General features: G+C 46.0%; 14 protein-coding genes. All 14 read left to right on the top strand.

What is annotated here, in order from left to right; all coding sequences use genetic code 11:
- Positions 1 to 44: 44 nt before the first annotated feature.
- The 14 genes from lepA to prmA all read left to right on the top strand — a co-directional run bounded on the left by lepA (position 45) and on the right by prmA (position 14,920).
- Entirely contained in the window at positions 45 to 1,859 is a 1,815-nt protein-coding gene (gene lepA / locus Q9R46_RS15665; protein WP_311280663.1) for a translation elongation factor 4, read from the top strand.
- A gap of 365 nt (positions 1,860 to 2,224) precedes the next feature.
- Positions 2,225 to 3,409, top strand: a complete 1,185-nt coding sequence (gene hemW / locus Q9R46_RS15660) for a radical SAM family heme chaperone HemW (protein WP_145332173.1) — start codon at positions 2,225 to 2,227, stop codon at positions 3,407 to 3,409.
- Between the two features lie 116 nt (positions 3,410 to 3,525).
- Positions 3,526 to 3,996, top strand: coding sequence for an N-acetyltransferase (locus Q9R46_RS15655; RefSeq protein WP_090914803.1), 471 nt, complete (start codon positions 3,526 to 3,528; stop codon positions 3,994 to 3,996).
- A gap of 295 nt (positions 3,997 to 4,291) precedes the next feature.
- Positions 4,292 to 4,939: a hypothetical protein gene (locus Q9R46_RS15650; RefSeq protein WP_311280662.1), complete on the top strand. Its 648-nt coding sequence runs from the start codon at positions 4,292 to 4,294 to the stop codon at positions 4,937 to 4,939.
- 516 nt (positions 4,940 to 5,455) lie between these two features.
- The gene (locus tag Q9R46_RS15645) at positions 5,456 to 6,181 is read left to right on the top strand and encodes a response regulator transcription factor (protein ID WP_311280661.1); all 726 of its coding nucleotides are present in this window, start codon (positions 5,456 to 5,458) and stop codon (positions 6,179 to 6,181) included.
- The gene (locus tag Q9R46_RS15640) at positions 6,178 to 7,521 is read left to right on the top strand and encodes a sensor histidine kinase (protein WP_145332167.1); all 1,344 of its coding nucleotides are present in this window, start codon (positions 6,178 to 6,180) and stop codon (positions 7,519 to 7,521) included. The genes Q9R46_RS15645 and Q9R46_RS15640 overlap by 4 nt, the downstream gene beginning before the upstream one ends.
- Before the next feature lie 182 nt (positions 7,522 to 7,703).
- A complete protein-coding gene (gene hrcA, locus Q9R46_RS15635; protein WP_090914795.1) occupies positions 7,704 to 8,735 on the top strand; it encodes a heat-inducible transcriptional repressor HrcA in 1,032 nt (343 codons plus the stop codon).
- A gap of 48 nt (positions 8,736 to 8,783) precedes the next feature.
- A complete protein-coding gene (gene grpE / locus Q9R46_RS15630; protein WP_145332163.1) occupies positions 8,784 to 9,347 on the top strand; it encodes a nucleotide exchange factor GrpE in 564 nt (187 codons plus the stop codon).
- Between the two features lie 124 nt (positions 9,348 to 9,471).
- Positions 9,472 to 11,310 (top strand): molecular chaperone DnaK, encoded by a 1,839-nt coding sequence (gene dnaK / locus Q9R46_RS15625; protein ID WP_090914791.1) that lies wholly within the window; start codon positions 9,472 to 9,474, stop codon positions 11,308 to 11,310.
- A 134-nt stretch (positions 11,311 to 11,444) separates the two neighbouring features.
- Complete coding sequence (gene dnaJ, locus Q9R46_RS15620; RefSeq protein ID WP_123062590.1) at positions 11,445 to 12,563, top strand: molecular chaperone DnaJ; 1,119 nt, start codon at positions 11,445 to 11,447, stop codon at positions 12,561 to 12,563.
- Positions 12,564 to 12,777: 214 nt separating this feature from the next.
- Positions 12,778 to 13,146, top strand: coding sequence for a hypothetical protein (locus Q9R46_RS15615; RefSeq protein WP_145332161.1), 369 nt, complete (start codon positions 12,778 to 12,780; stop codon positions 13,144 to 13,146).
- 68 nt (positions 13,147 to 13,214) lie between these two features.
- The gene (locus tag Q9R46_RS15610; RefSeq protein ID WP_123062588.1) at positions 13,215 to 13,394 is read left to right on the top strand and encodes a YfhD family protein; all 180 of its coding nucleotides are present in this window, start codon (positions 13,215 to 13,217) and stop codon (positions 13,392 to 13,394) included.
- The gene (locus Q9R46_RS15605; RefSeq protein WP_311280660.1) at positions 13,387 to 13,785 is read left to right on the top strand and encodes a hypothetical protein; all 399 of its coding nucleotides are present in this window, start codon (positions 13,387 to 13,389) and stop codon (positions 13,783 to 13,785) included. Before Q9R46_RS15610 ends, Q9R46_RS15605 begins: the two co-directional genes overlap by 8 nt.
- Positions 13,786 to 13,954: 169 nt before the next feature.
- Positions 13,955 to 14,920: a 50S ribosomal protein L11 methyltransferase gene (gene prmA / locus Q9R46_RS15600; protein WP_311280659.1), complete on the top strand. Its 966-nt coding sequence runs from the start codon at positions 13,955 to 13,957 to the stop codon at positions 14,918 to 14,920.
- Positions 14,921 to 14,923 lie beyond the last annotated feature (3 nt).

Below are 14,923 nucleotides of genomic sequence, written 5' to 3'. Positions count from 1 at the left end.
TTATAATGAAGTGATTGACACTAGGCTGTTTCTGGGGGTAAGGAATGACTGACATTCGGGAAAGACAACGTAAAATTCGTAACTTTTCAATTATTGCACATATAGATCACGGTAAATCAACACTTGCGGACCGGATCTTGGAGTACACAGGTGCGCTGACATCACGTGAAATGCAGGAACAAGTACTGGATCAGATGGATCTGGAACGCGAACGCGGAATCACCATTAAACTGCAAGCAGTTGCCCTGAATTACAAAGCGGACGACGGTGAAGAGTACCTACTGAATCTCATTGATACGCCGGGACACGTAGACTTTACGTATGAGGTTTCACGTAGTCTTGCTGCATGTGAAGGGGCGCTTCTTGTCGTTGACGCGGCTCAAGGGATCGAAGCGCAAACACTGGCTAACGTATATCTTGCGCTGGATAATAATCTGGAGATTTTGCCGGTTATCAACAAAATCGACTTGCCAAGTGCTGACCCGGAACGGGTAAAGCAGGAAGTTGAAGATGTTATCGGACTGGATACCAGCAACGCTGTATTGGCTTCGGCCAAAGCCGGCATCGGGATCAAAGAAATTTTGGAGCAAGTGGTACAGAGTGTGCCCGCACCTGTGGGTGATCCGGATCAGCCGCTTAAAGCGCTGATTTTTGACTCGCACTATGACCCTTACAAAGGGGTTATCGTGTATGTGCGTGTTATTGACGGTAAAATCAAGGCGGGTTCCAAAATCAAAATGATGGCAACAAACAAATCGTTTGAAGTGATCGAAGTGGGAGCCTTCAAGCCGCGCATGACCATTGTGGACGAGCTGAACGTCGGGGATGTAGGGTTCATCGTTGCGGGTATCCGTCATGTCGGCGATACACAAGTCGGGGATACGGTTACTGATGCGAAAAATCCAACACCTGAACCACTTCCGGGTTACCGTAAAATCAATCCAATGGTATACTGCGGTCTGTATCCGATTGAGACATCGGACTATGTTGACCTACGTGAAGCATTGGAAAAGCTGCAGCTGAACGATGCATCGCTCAGCTTTGAGCCTGAGACATCCAGCGCGCTAGGCTTTGGATTCCGTTGCGGATTCCTGGGACTGTTGCATATGGACGTTATTCAGGAGCGGATTGAGCGTGAGTTTAACATTCCGCTGATTACAACGGCTCCAAGCGTAATTTACCACGTAACGCTAACTAACGGCGAGCAGATTCAAATTGATAACCCATCCAACTATCCAGAGGTAGGCCGGATTGATTACGTTGAAGAGCCGTATGTTAAGGCTTCAATCATCGTGCCGAATGATTACGTGGGAACAATTATGGAGCTGTGCCAAAATAAACGTGGCGAATTTATCAATATGGAATATATGGACACCACACGGGTTACGATTACATATGAGATCCCGTTGTCCGAGATCGTATATGACTTCTTCGACCAATTGAAATCAAGCACCAAAGGTTATGCTTCGTTTGACTATGAGCTGTCCGGTTACCGCCAGTCCAATCTGGTGAAAATGGACATCCTGCTTAACGGCGAACAAGTCGATGCCTTGTCCTTCATTGTTCACAGAGATCGTGCATACAATCGCGGCCGTATCATCTGTGAAAAACTGCGCGAACTGATTCCGCGGCAAATGTTTGAAGTACCAATTCAAGCATCCGTGGGAACCAAGGTTGTGGCTCGTGAAACAGTTAAAGCGATGCGTAAAAACGTACTTGCCAAGTGTTACGGCGGTGACATCTCGCGGAAACGGAAACTGCTTGAGAAGCAGAAGGAAGGTAAGAAGCGGATGAAGCAGGTCGGTAACGTAGAGGTGCCACAAGAGGCATTTATGGCGGTACTGAAAATTGATGATTAATAATTTAATTTTGGGTACAGCACAGACTGTGTGTATTAAAAATGCATTCTAATAATTTAATTTTAGGTACAGCACAGATTGTGCGTATCGAATTACTCGTAATCAAACTATATAAAGTGAACTATTTTTACACATTAACGGAGAGGACAGAAAAAACCTGAAAAAGCGGAGCGTTCGCCTTTATCACCGGATTTTTCCCTTTTGGGAAAGGGAATCAAAAAAATCTGGGGATAACAGCGATTGGAAGGTTATTCTGTCATTGGAGTGGAATGTGTAAATTGTTAGATCACTTTATATAAATCACCATTTTAGCTGAAAGGGAAGCCAACTGGCTTTCCTTTTTTCAAATCAAGGGGGACTTTACCGTGACGCTTGCAGCACACAACCAGAAAACAGGTGCGCCCCAAGCGGTGTACCTTCACATTCCATTTTGTACAAATAAATGTTTTTACTGTGACTTTAATTCTTATGTTCTGAAAGATCAGCCCGTAATGCAATACTTGGAGGCGCTGGAACGGGAGATGGAGCATACCGTCAAGGCGAATCCGCCAGGGGAAATTAAAACGATCTTTGTCGGCGGCGGAACGCCAACCGCGTTGAAACCGGACGAGATGGCTTATTTCCTGCGTTCGGTCAAAACCTATTTTCCGAATTGGGCAGACGATATTGAATTTTCGATGGAAGCCAACCCGGGAACGACGGATGCCGAGAAGCTGGCCGCGATGAAAGAAGGCGGTGTAAACCGTGTCAGCTTTGGCGTACAGGCTTTTCAGAATGATCTGCTGACGGGCATTGGCCGGATTCATAATACGGATGATGTATACCGGAGCCTGGAAAATGCACGCAAGGCGGGACTGGATAACCTGTCGATTGACCTGATGTTTGGATTGCCAAACCAGACGGTGGAGATGTTGAATGAAAGTATCGACAAAGCGCTGGAACTGGATCTGAAACACTATTCGATCTATAGCCTGAAGGTAGAAGAAAATACACTTTTCCATACCCTGTATCAAAAAAATCAACTGCCTCTCCCGCATGAAGATGATGAGTTGCAGATGTATCTTCTATTAATGAAGCGCATGAAAGAAGCGGGTTATGAACAGTATGAGATCAGTAACTTTGCCAAACCAGGCTTCGAGAGCCGTCATAATATCACCTATTGGCGTAATGAGGATTATTACGGACTTGGTGCGGGTGCACACGGGTACGTAGGCCGTGAACGCCATATGAACATAAAGGGGATTAATCCTTATGTGGAAGCCTCGCGTGCAGGACTGCCACGTTTGGATCATTTCGAGATTGGCCGCGCGGAAGCGATGGAGGATTATCTAATGGTAGGACTCCGTATGCTAGAGGGAGCTTCATCTTCGAGATTCCACAACCAGTTTGGGGAATCCATGGAGGATGTATTTGCAAAACCGCTGGGCAAAATGTTGCATGCAGGATTGCTTGAGCGGACAGCAGACGGCTTTAAACTGAGTGAACAAGGTATTCTGTTCGGCAATGACGTTTTTGCCGAGTTTATCGGCTCGATATCGCTAAATTCGTAGCTTGAAATTCTATACGCTCTGTTGTATATTTATTCATATTGTTTTACAGGGCGTGTCAATTTCACAACTACGAAGCTAGCTTTCCTCGGAAAGCGTCGTTATAGGAGGAGAGCTGGATGTCGGTTATATGCAGGAAAGCTGTACCGGAAGATGTTGAACCACTGTTTGAAATGATTAAGGGATATGCAGAGCGTGGGATCATGCTTCCGCGTTCACGGGAAGTACTGCATCGGCAGCTGGAGCATTTTATTGTGGCTGAGGTGGATGGAGTGGTCGTAGGCTGCGGCTCATTATGTCGACTGGGCAATGATCTGGTGGAAGTAAGATCGCTGGGCATTTCAGAAGGGTATAAAGGGCTGGGCATCGGTTCCCGTCTACTTGACCGGCTTGTAGAAGAGGCGGAGAGACAACAGATTCCAAAGGTGATGGCACTCACGTATGAAGTTTCCTTTTTTCTGAAAAATGGCTTTGCTGTTGTGGAAAAAGAAATCTTCCCTGAGAAAGTATGGACGGACTGCGTTCATTGCAGCAAGCAGGATTGCTGTGACGAGATTGCGGTTCTGAAAGAACTGAATGTGTCAGCGTAGTATACGCTTATAAGAATAAAAAGATAAAGATAAAGATAAAGATAAAGATCACAACCCAAGAAACCTAAGGTTTCAAAGGGCTTGTGGTCTTTTTTTTATGCTCGTTTTTTCATATACTTTTCACACACTTATTCCATTATTCTCACACATCCTCTTGTTAAGATGAACTTACATAAGCGATCTGCAAAAAAACTTCACAGTGGAACAGTTGAAGAACATGGCTAAAAACAAGGTTTTCAACGTACGAAGCAGGGAGTATGCAGATAGCTCAATCTTAAGAATGAGGTGACCGATCATGAAAAAATGGACAAAACATGTAGCAGCTTTGGTAACAGCGATGAGTGTAATTGGTGGAGCAGGTAGTGCTTTTGCCGCAACGCCTGTTGTAAATTCCGTAAAACCGTCTGAAACACAAAAAGCTGGAGCATCGGCTAACTCAACGAGCCAATCTACAACAAAATCAACAACCACTCCAGCAGCCAAATCCACTGTTGCGCCGACAAAAACGACAGGAGCTAAAACGGCCCCTACCAAAACAACATCTACAACCAAGAAGGAAACAACAACTCACAAAGCGAGCGCAGTAACACATAAAGCCAAGAAGGCTACTCATAAAGCAAAAGTGGCGAAGCATAAAGCGAAAAAGGCTGTGCACAAATCAAAAGTAACTCACAAAGCAAAAAGAGCTTCTCATAAAACAACCGCAATGCATCACAAGGGCAGAAAGGTTGCTCATAAAGCAAAAACAGTAACACATAAAGCAAAAGCAACGACACATAAAGCCAAAGCTGCGGCTCATAAAGCTAAACAGGCTTCACATAAAGCTTCTGCAACAGCAAAGGCTACTGCACATCAAGCAAAACAAACGGCACACAAAGCGAAAAAAACTGCTCACAAAATCGCAGCACACAAAAGCAACAGGAACCAAAACGCCAGTAGCTAAAACGACTGTAAACAAAACAACCACGCCAAAAACTGGAATGAAAAAAACAACTGCTACAACTCCAAAAACAGCAACACATAAAACAGCGACCGTGACTACGCACAAAACACCAGTGGCAACAGCACACAAAACAGCAACGGCTACAACGCATAAAACAACAGCGTCTGCAACCAAAGCACCAGCCAAAACAAATGCTACAAATAAAAACGAGGCCGCAAAATCAAGCTCATTCCATAAATAAGAAATTGTGCTCTGATGCCCTCACTGTATTAGATCCAGTCCAATAATTTAACGCATCAGTGACATTTGATAAACGGCGCAATACAGGCGGAGCTCTCTTATGGGGAACTCCGTCTTTTCCATGTTAAGCCGGGTGTTTTTAACGATACGTTTGTAACGATACTTTAGCCGTTCACGAGAGTTTTGAAATTCGGGTACAGACTCTGTTACATTAGTAGTGACCTATTTAATAAAAAACATATCAGAAGTGTTATATTCATGCCGAGGTGAACGTCGATGCCGCATATTTTTGTAGTGGATGATGATCCGTATATTCTGCAACTCATTGCAGGTTATTTGAAAAAGGAACAATATGAAGTGACCTCTTTTGCGCACGGCAGAGAGCTGGTCGGGGAAGTGCGCTTGAAAAAGCCAGACTGTTTGATTCTCGACATTATGATGCCAGGGGTTGACGGGCTTACACTCCTGACGGAACTGAGAACCTTCACTGAAATTCCCATTATTATGGTCTCGGCTCGAGGAGAGGAAATCGATCGTTTAAATGGGCTGGAACTGGGATGTAACGATTTTCTGAGCAAACCTTTCAATCCTCGTGAACTGGTTGCGAGAGTGAAAGGCATGCTTCGTTTGATACACAGCAGTCGCTTATCACAAGGGGTTGAACTAAAAGAAACGGAGCGGCATCAGCCGAAGGAAGGGTATTTTAGCATAGGTAACGTGCAGATTTCAGAAGAATTCCGACGTGTCAATGTTAGTGGGGAAGAATTGGGTCTAACCGGAAGGGAATATGAGCTTCTGTTATTTCTTTCCCAACACCTGGACCGCCCCTTCAGCCGGGAACAGTTGATTCAGCAGGTTTGGAATTATGATTTTTACGGCGAAGTGCGTGTAGTGGATGATCTCGTGAAACGGATTCGTAAAAAACTTGCGCAGGTTCAAGCTACATTGACCATTGATACCGTGTGGGGGTTCGGCTATAAAGCAGCTGTACATACACGATGAAGACGATACGCAGCAAAATGCTGCTCGCTTTGTTTGCAAGTATGCTGGTTACAGTGGCGTTTACGGTACTGTTTTTTATACACCTCTTTGATGATATTTTGCTCAATCAGGTTAAGCAACAATTAAATGGACAAACGAAGAAGGCTGTTAAGATCATTCGTGTAGATGATCTGGAGGATCTGGACAATGACAGTTTTCGTTTTTTTATTAAAGATATTCTCTTTTATGCGGACTATTTTGTCATCGATGGAGATGATAAAATAGTCGCCTCGAGCAGCGCAGGTCGTGTAGGGATGAAATTGGAGGGTTTTCCGGGTACACACGAAGGTTATATGATTTTAAATGGAAAAAAGGTACTCTACAGTGAGGCAGAGCTGTCACATAAACAGTTTCGAGTGATCTTGTATTCTCCGTTATCGTCACTCAGGGCGATGTACATTCCGCTGTTTCGGACCACCCTTCTGTCGATTGCCGCAAGTTTTGTTGTCATTCTGTTGATAGGATTATTCGCCATATGGCGAACGGTACAGCCACTCAATCGGTTGAAAGAGGCTGTTAACAAATATGAACCAAACATGCCAGACAAAGAGCAATTCCTACAGGCTGACCATACAGAAATCGGCGAATTGATTCAGACCTTTCAATTAATGAGTAACAGAATAGATGACCATCATCGGCATCAGCTGGAGTTCTTGCAAAATGTATCACATGAACTTAAGACACCATTGATGTCCATTCAGGGCTACGTGTATGCCATTCAGGATCAGGTCGTATCCACGGATCAGGGGCTTGAAATCATTGCTACCCAGTCGCAACGTCTCATTGATATGGTTGGAAAGCTGATTCAGCTCTCCAGACTGGAAACGGTGGATGAGGAATGGCCTGTGACAGTCATTGATCTGAAAAACATGGCCGAAGAAGCAGTGTATCTGCTCATGCCAACTGCGCTTCAGCGAGGAATACATTTGACAGCGGAAGCAAATTCGTTCATCGTGGAAACAGCAGGGGAGCAATTGTTTCAGATTCTGCTAAACTTGCTGCAAAATGCTGTGCGCCATACCGAAACGCAAGTGATATTAACATTGGAACTCTCTGCCGATGATCACGCGGACTGGATTTTTCATGTCGATGATGATGGACCAGGATTGAATGAGCATGATGGGCAACATATTTTCCGTCGTTTTTATACAGGAAATAATGGTGTGACAGGATTAGGGTTAACCATTAGCAAGCAACTGGCGACGCGTCTCCATGCAGATTTGGTGTATAGTGATTCACCGTTAGGTGGGGCACGATTCAGTCTGAGACATTATCCCTCGGATCGAGAAATCCAGCATTAAGGTGCATAGTATACGTTATAAGTGAAGGTTATTCGCCTATACTATAAATAGATGGTTCCATTCCGCAAACTGACTTGACAATGATCATGTCAGTTTGGTATTTTTGTATTACCGATTAGCACTCATCTAACTGGAGTGCTAACGACATGGGGCAGTACAGTCAGAAGGAGGGAATACTCACCATGTTAACAGAGCGTCAACGAATGATTCTGAACGCTATAGTGGATGACTATATCCGTTCAGCTGAGCCCGTAGGGTCCCGAAGCATTTCCAAAAGAGGAGATGTTGGATACAGTCCGGCGACGATTCGTAATGAAATGGCCGACCTCGAAGAGATGGGTTTTCTCGAACAGCCGCATACTTCAGCTGGACGCATTCCTTCTCATAAGGGTTATCGATATTATGTCGACCATTTGGTTCCCTGGAATCAGGTGGAGCCGCAGGAACTGGATGATTTAAAGTCGTTTTTTGCAGAGAAGCTGAATGTTATGGAACAGGTTATTCAGCATGCCTCCAACATTTTGTCTCATATGACCAATTATACTTCGATTCTGCTTGGACCTGAGGTCTTCCACACCTCGCTGCGTCACTTCCAGTTGCTTCCGCTGAATGAGAATGAAGCTGTAGCTATTATTGTGACGAACACCGGTCAGGTGGAAAACAAGACAGTTCAGATCCCGCCCGAGATTTCGGTTGCCGAGATGGAGAATGTGGTTCGTCTGTTAAACAGCAAATTGGTAGGCGTACCGATCTACAAGCTGAAGTCACGTCTTTATACCGAGCTGGGGCAAGAGATGGAGCGTCACATTACGCGTTATGAGGAAGTTATGCAGGTACTTAATAGCGCGTTTGACAATGAGCATGACAATCGTCTATTCCTCAGCGGTGCTACTAATATGTTGACACAACCTGAGTTCAGAGATGTAGAAAAGGTTAAGGACATTCTAGACTTGTTAGATGAGACACCAACATTAATGAAATTGATGATGCCAGTGCCCGGCGGGTCTGGAATTCAGGTGCGAATAGGCACAGAGAATGATCATGAGGCCTTTGCGAACTGTAGCTTGATTACAGCGTCGTATTCGTTGGACGGCGAGGCACTTGGTTCCATTGGAATTCTGGGACCAACCCGCATGGATTATGCACGTGTCATCCATATTCTAAATACATTATCCCGTGATCTTACAACGATGCTGACGACTCGCTTCAAATAAGCAACGGGAACGGGAATTACGATTCATTCTTATAAGGAGGTGAACATCTTGAAAGAGGAGCAATCATTCACAGAAGAACAAGAAGTAACAGCCGCTGAGCAGGAACCGGTCAATGAGGCCGCAGCTGCAGAAGCACAGGCTGAGGAGATAACAGATCAGGAGCAAAATGAGTTGTCACGTTTGAAAGCAGAGGCTGAGGAAACACAGCAACGTTTTGTACGTGCGCAAGCTGATTTTGATAACTTCCGTCGTCGCACGCAGAAGGAAAAAGAAGAGCTTGCCAAATACGCTTCGATGAAGCTGATCACCGAACTGGTTCCGGTTATGGACAATTTCGAGCGTGCTATGGCTACTGTACCGGAAGGTACGGAAACTGAATCTTTTGCCAAAGGATTTCAAATGATCTTGCGTCAATTGGAAGGCGTGCTGACAAATGAAGGACTGACTCCAATGGAAACCGTTGGACAACCGTTTAATCCTGAATTCCACCAAGCGATTATGCAAGTGGAGAGCGATGAGCATGAAGAAGGCATCGTTGTGGAAGAGGTTCAAAAAGGCTACATGCTGAAAGATAAAGTGCTTCGTCCGGCTATGGTTAAGGTTAGTTCTTAATCTAAGTGTACTAAATGGCGAAGATTAATATACAGGTTTTATACACATAGAACAGTTCACTGACTAACACAATAAGGCTGGCAAGTGCCTATTCATTTTAAATTGTCGAGGAGGAAATTTTCGGATGAGCAAAGTAATCGGTATTGACTTAGGAACAACCAACTCATGCGTAGCCGTTATGGAAGGCGGCGAGGCTGTAGTTATTCCAAACCCGGAGGGTGCGCGTACTACTCCTTCCGTTGTAGGTTTCAAAAAAGATGGCGAGCGTGTCGTTGGTGAAACAGCGAAACGTCAAGCGATCACGAACCCGGATCGTACGATCATTTCCATTAAGCGTCACATGGGTACATCCCACAAAGAAACGATCGACAGCAAAGATTATTCCCCACAAGAAATCTCTGCGATCATCCTGCAAAAACTGAAAGCTGATGCAGAGGCATATCTGGGGCAAACGGTAACTCAAGCGGTTATCACCGTTCCAGCTTACTTCAATGACAGTCAACGTCAAGCGACGAAAGACGCAGGCAAAATCGCAGGTCTGGAAGTACTTCGTATCGTCAACGAGCCAACAGCGGCAGCTTTGGCTTACGGTATGGAAAAATCCGAAGATCAAACGATTCTCGTGTATGACTTGGGTGGCGGTACGTTCGACGTATCCATCTTGGAACTGGGCGATGGTTTCTTCGAAGTTAAAGCGACTAGTGGCGACAACCAACTGGGCGGTGACGACTTTGACCAAGTAATTATCGACTATCTCGTAAATGAATTCAAAAAAGATCAAGGTATTGATCTGAGCAAAGATAAAGCAGCGGTACAACGTTTGAAAGATGCAGCGGAAAAAGCGAAAAAAGAGCTTTCCGGCGTATTGACTACAACGATTTCCCTGCCGTTCATCACGGTTGCTGACGGCGTTCCCCAGCACTTGGAATTAAACCTGAGCCGTGCGAAATTCGAAGAGCTTTCTGCTGGTCTGGTTGAGCGTACGCTTGAACCAACTCGCCGTGCATTGAGCGATGCGGGCATGACACCTAACGATATCGACAAAATCGTATTGGTTGGTGGTTCCACTCGTATTCCTGCCGTACAGGAAGCGATCAAAAAACTGACAGGTAAAGAGCCGCACAAAGGCGTTAACCCGGACGAAGTTGTTGCATTGGGTGCAGCTGTACAAGCGGGCGTACTGACAGGTGACGTGAAAGACGTCGTATTGCTGGACGTAACTCCGCTGTCCCTGGGTATCGAAACTGCTGGTGGCGTATTTACGAAAATGATCGAGCGTAACACGACGATCCCTACAAGCAAATCTCAAGTATTCTCCACTTATGCAGATAATCAACCTAGCGTTGAGATTCACGTCCTGCAAGGTGAGCGCGAGATGGCAGCTGGCAACAAAACGCTTGGTCGCTTCATGCTGGGAGATATCCCGCCAGCGCCACGCGGTGTGCCGCAAATCGAAGTTAGCTTCGATATCGATGCCAACGGTATCGTTAACGTGTCTGCAACAGACAAAGGTACAAACAAAACGCAAAAAATTACAATTACTTCTTCCAGCGGTCTGAGCGATGCGGAAGTTGAGCAAATGATGAAAGATGCTGAACTTCATGCCGAGGAAGATAGAAAACGTAAAGAGCTTGTGGAAGCGAAAAATAGTGCGGACCAATTGATTTACTCTGTAGACAAAACAATTAAAGATCTTGGTGAAAAAGCAGATGCAGGCGAAGTAGAAAAAGCAAATGCTGCCAAAGAAAAATTGCAAGGCGTACTGGCTTCCGACAATCTGGAAGACATCAAAGCCGCTACAGAAGAACTGACCGAGATTGTTCAACAGTTGTCTGTTAAATTGTATGAGCAAGCTCAAGCTGATGCACAAGCGACTCAAGGTGCCGAAGAGCAACAAGGTTCTGCTAAACGTGACAACGTCGTAGACGCTGATTACGAAGTTGTGGACGAAGATAAAAAATAATTAATTCGCCATAGTCTGCGAGTTAAAACATCGGTGACGTTCGGATTAAAGGGAAAGTCATAGCCGGGGCTCCCGTGCTTTGACTTTCCTTTTGTCACGATGTGCGATAAGGTGAATGTTATGGGGGTGGAAGAGTGGCTGAAAAACGTGATTATTATGAGGTGCTCGGCGTAAGCAAAAATGCAAGCGACGAGGAAATCAAAAAAGCTTACCGTAAGCTGGCCCGTCAGTATCACCCTGACGTGAACAAGGCGGCAGATGCGGAGGCCAAGTTTAAAGAAGTAAAAGAAGCTTATGATGTCGTAAGTGACAGCCAGAAGCGTGCTCAGTACGACCAATATGGTCACATCGATCCGAATCAAGGTGGATTTGGCGGTGGAGACTTTGGTGGCGGCGGCTTCGGCGACATCTTTGATATGTTCTTTGGCGGTGGTGGCGGGCGCCGTGACCCGAACGCTCCGCAGCGGGGGAACGATTTGCAGTACACCATGACGATTGAGTTCAAGGAAGCTGTATTTGGCAAGGAAACGGATATTACTATTCCGCGTACGGAAGGCTGCGATACTTGTCACGGTTCAGGTGCCAAACCAGGAACGAAGCCGGAAACATGCACGGTCTGCAAGGGTAGTGGACAACAGGAAGTCGTTCAGAATACACCATTTGGTCGTATGGTCAATCGCCGCGCTTGTTCGAACTGTAGCGGTACCGGACAGATTATCAAAGAAAAATGTACAACGTGTAGCGGTAGCGGTAAAGTTCGCAAACAGCGCAAAATCAATGTTCGCATTCCAGCTGGTGTGGATGACGGTGCACAGTTGCGTATGACAGGTGAGGGTGAAGGCGGTCTGCGCGGTGGTCCTGCAGGTGACCTGTACATTGTTATTCGTGTGAAGTCCCATGACTTCTTCGAGCGCGAAGGCGATGATATCTACTGTGAAATTCCGTTGACGTTTGCTCAAGCCGCGCTCGGAGACGAGATTGAAATCCCGACACTGACCGAAAAAGTGAAGCTGAAAATTCCGGCGGGTACACAAACCGGAACGTATTTCCGTCTCAAAGGCAAAGGCGTGCCACGCCTGCGCGGTATGGGACAAGGAGATCAGCATGTGAAGGTTGTCGTGGTTACACCAAGTAAGCTGAATGACGAACAGAAAGATCTGCTTCGTCAAATTGCTGCACTGGATGGCGAACAAACCCATGAGCATGAGCAATCGTTCTTTGATCGAGTAAAACGCGCCTTTCGCGGCGACTGATTCATATATGAAGTAGTTATGAGAACACCATCGATGATCTTTGATGATCGATGGTGTCTTTTTTTGTGAATTAGTTTGCTTCGCAGTGTTCCCAAGTGTCTCCACATGTTAGAAATTCGGTATATTCTGGGCTTCGTTGCGGAAAGATAGCATGGCGGGAACGATCTGTGAAATAGATACAGATTGACAGAATTACAGGAAGCAGGTGAAGCGAATGACGGAGAAAAATATTTTGGCCTATTTTCATAGCCCTGAGCAGGCACAGGGAGCGGTCAAAAAATTGGAGGCGCTGCGAGTGGAAGACTTGTCTGTTAATCGTTTTAGCCGTTATGCGGGTGTGGGACCAAGCGGAGCCTCCTATAAACCGGGTATCTCCGGCAGTTACTCATCATGGATACCTGATGCGATGCAAATGAGTGCCAGCTCAGGCATTATGGCTGCGGCAGACCCTGCTGCAAGCGGAATGAGTGATGGCGGACAAGGAGGCCCTACAGGTAGGGACATCCTATTAACTGTCGTTGTGGATGAAGAGGTGCATCACCGAGCGATGTCGATTATTGAACAAGCCGGTGGAATGATCTGATTTGAGCAATAAGATCATTTACACAGCAACGGAGAGGACAGAAAAAATACTAAGGGAGGAAGAACAACATGGCTAATCGACAACGACCAGGTGAAATTTTAACAAAAACGGAAAAGATGAAACGTCTGCAGTCTGCGAAAAATGAGGATGTGGAGTTCAGCGCGGAAGCGGCCGATCACGAGGATATCGAAGCTTTGCGCCGCAGCGAGGCGGCAGATCGTCGTCAGGGAAGAGAAATTCATGACTGAAGATCGCTTGGCGGTCACACTAGAGGCTGTATTTACGAGTTGGTCTGAAGCTGAATCTGCACGCAGAGCTCTGGAGTTGTTACATCCGAACCAGCTACGCATCGAGAGTCTGCGTGAGCATGCAGGGACAGCTGAGTCAAATCATATTAAGGGAGAAGAGCATTCACCAACAGCGGTTGTTGGCGGCTTCAGCGGCGAGCTGAATGTACTCGCTCTAATCAGTGATGAGACCGAGATGTTATCGGGAGGACAGGTGTATGACCATACACCAGAACCAGAAGATGTAGCGCGAAATATAAGTCAGGGCATTTTGCTGACGGTATCCGTTTCTCACGATTCTTTACCGCAAGCTGCAGAGATGATCACACAGAACGGTGGACGTTTTTATTAGTTGTTCTCATGAGAAGGAACGACAAGTACCAAAAAACGGGACAGGATATTCGAGCGATTTGACCGCGGATATCCTGTTTTGTTTTCTTTTGTGAGTATGCTTTGTGCTCCGGCTTGCATGTGTAGTACAATAGTTGGGATGTTTGAATAATGAGGAGGCAAAACCACGTATGTTATGGCATGAACTAACAATACATACCACAGAAGAAGCTGTGGAGATGATTTCGAATTTTTTGCATGAAGCGGGTGCTGGAGGGGTTTCGATTGAAGAATCTGGTACTTTAAATAAAAAACGGGATACGACGTATGGCGAGTTATATGACGTTCCGCTTAATGATATTCCCGAAGGTTTTGCAGTCATCAAAGGATATTTCTCCGAAGGCACAGATATGGTTGCTTTGCAGGCAGAAGTAAACCCGAGAATTGAAGAATTGTCCGAGTTTGGCATTGATGCCGGGGAGATTCGTTACGAAACACGTACGGTGGATGAAAATGACTGGGCAACGGCTTGGAAGCAATACTTCAAGCCTGTGCGCATATCCGATCGTCTGACGATCAAGCCAACGTGGGAGGATTATACGCCGGAGAGCCCAGATGAGAAAATGATCGAACTAGACCCAGGAATGGCTTTTGGTACGGGGACACATCCAACCACAACGCTCTGTTTACGTACATTGGAGAAGGTCATTCAGGGTGGCGAGGAAATCATTGATGTGGGCACGGGTTCCGGTATCTTGGCCATCGGCGCGGTACATCTGGGTGCAAAGCATGTACTCGCACTTGATCTTGATCCGGTTGCAGTAACAAGTGCGATGGAAAACGTGGAACTGAACAAGATGCAGCAGCAGATTACGGTCAAAGAAAGTGACCTGTTGTCTGTGCTTGGAAGCCAAGACCCTGCTCTTGGTGTCAAGTTGCCAGTCCAAATTATTGTAGCCAACATCTTGGCTGAAATTATTTTGCTATTCGTTGATGATGTGTATAATGCACTGGAGTCTGGTGGCATTTATATCGTTTCGGGCATATGGAAGAACAAGGAGCAAGTTGTACATGATGCGCTGGTGGCATCGGGATTTGAAGTTCGTGCGATCGAGCGTGAAGAGGACTGGCTAGCCTTTGAAGCCAGAAAGAGGTAGTCT

The organism is Paenibacillus sp. RRE4 (assembly GCF_031844205.1).
GTDB classification, from domain to species: domain Bacteria; phylum Bacillota; class Bacilli; order Paenibacillales; family Paenibacillaceae; genus Paenibacillus; species Paenibacillus xylanexedens_B.
This window is presented reverse-complemented; position numbering and strand designations above follow the sequence as displayed.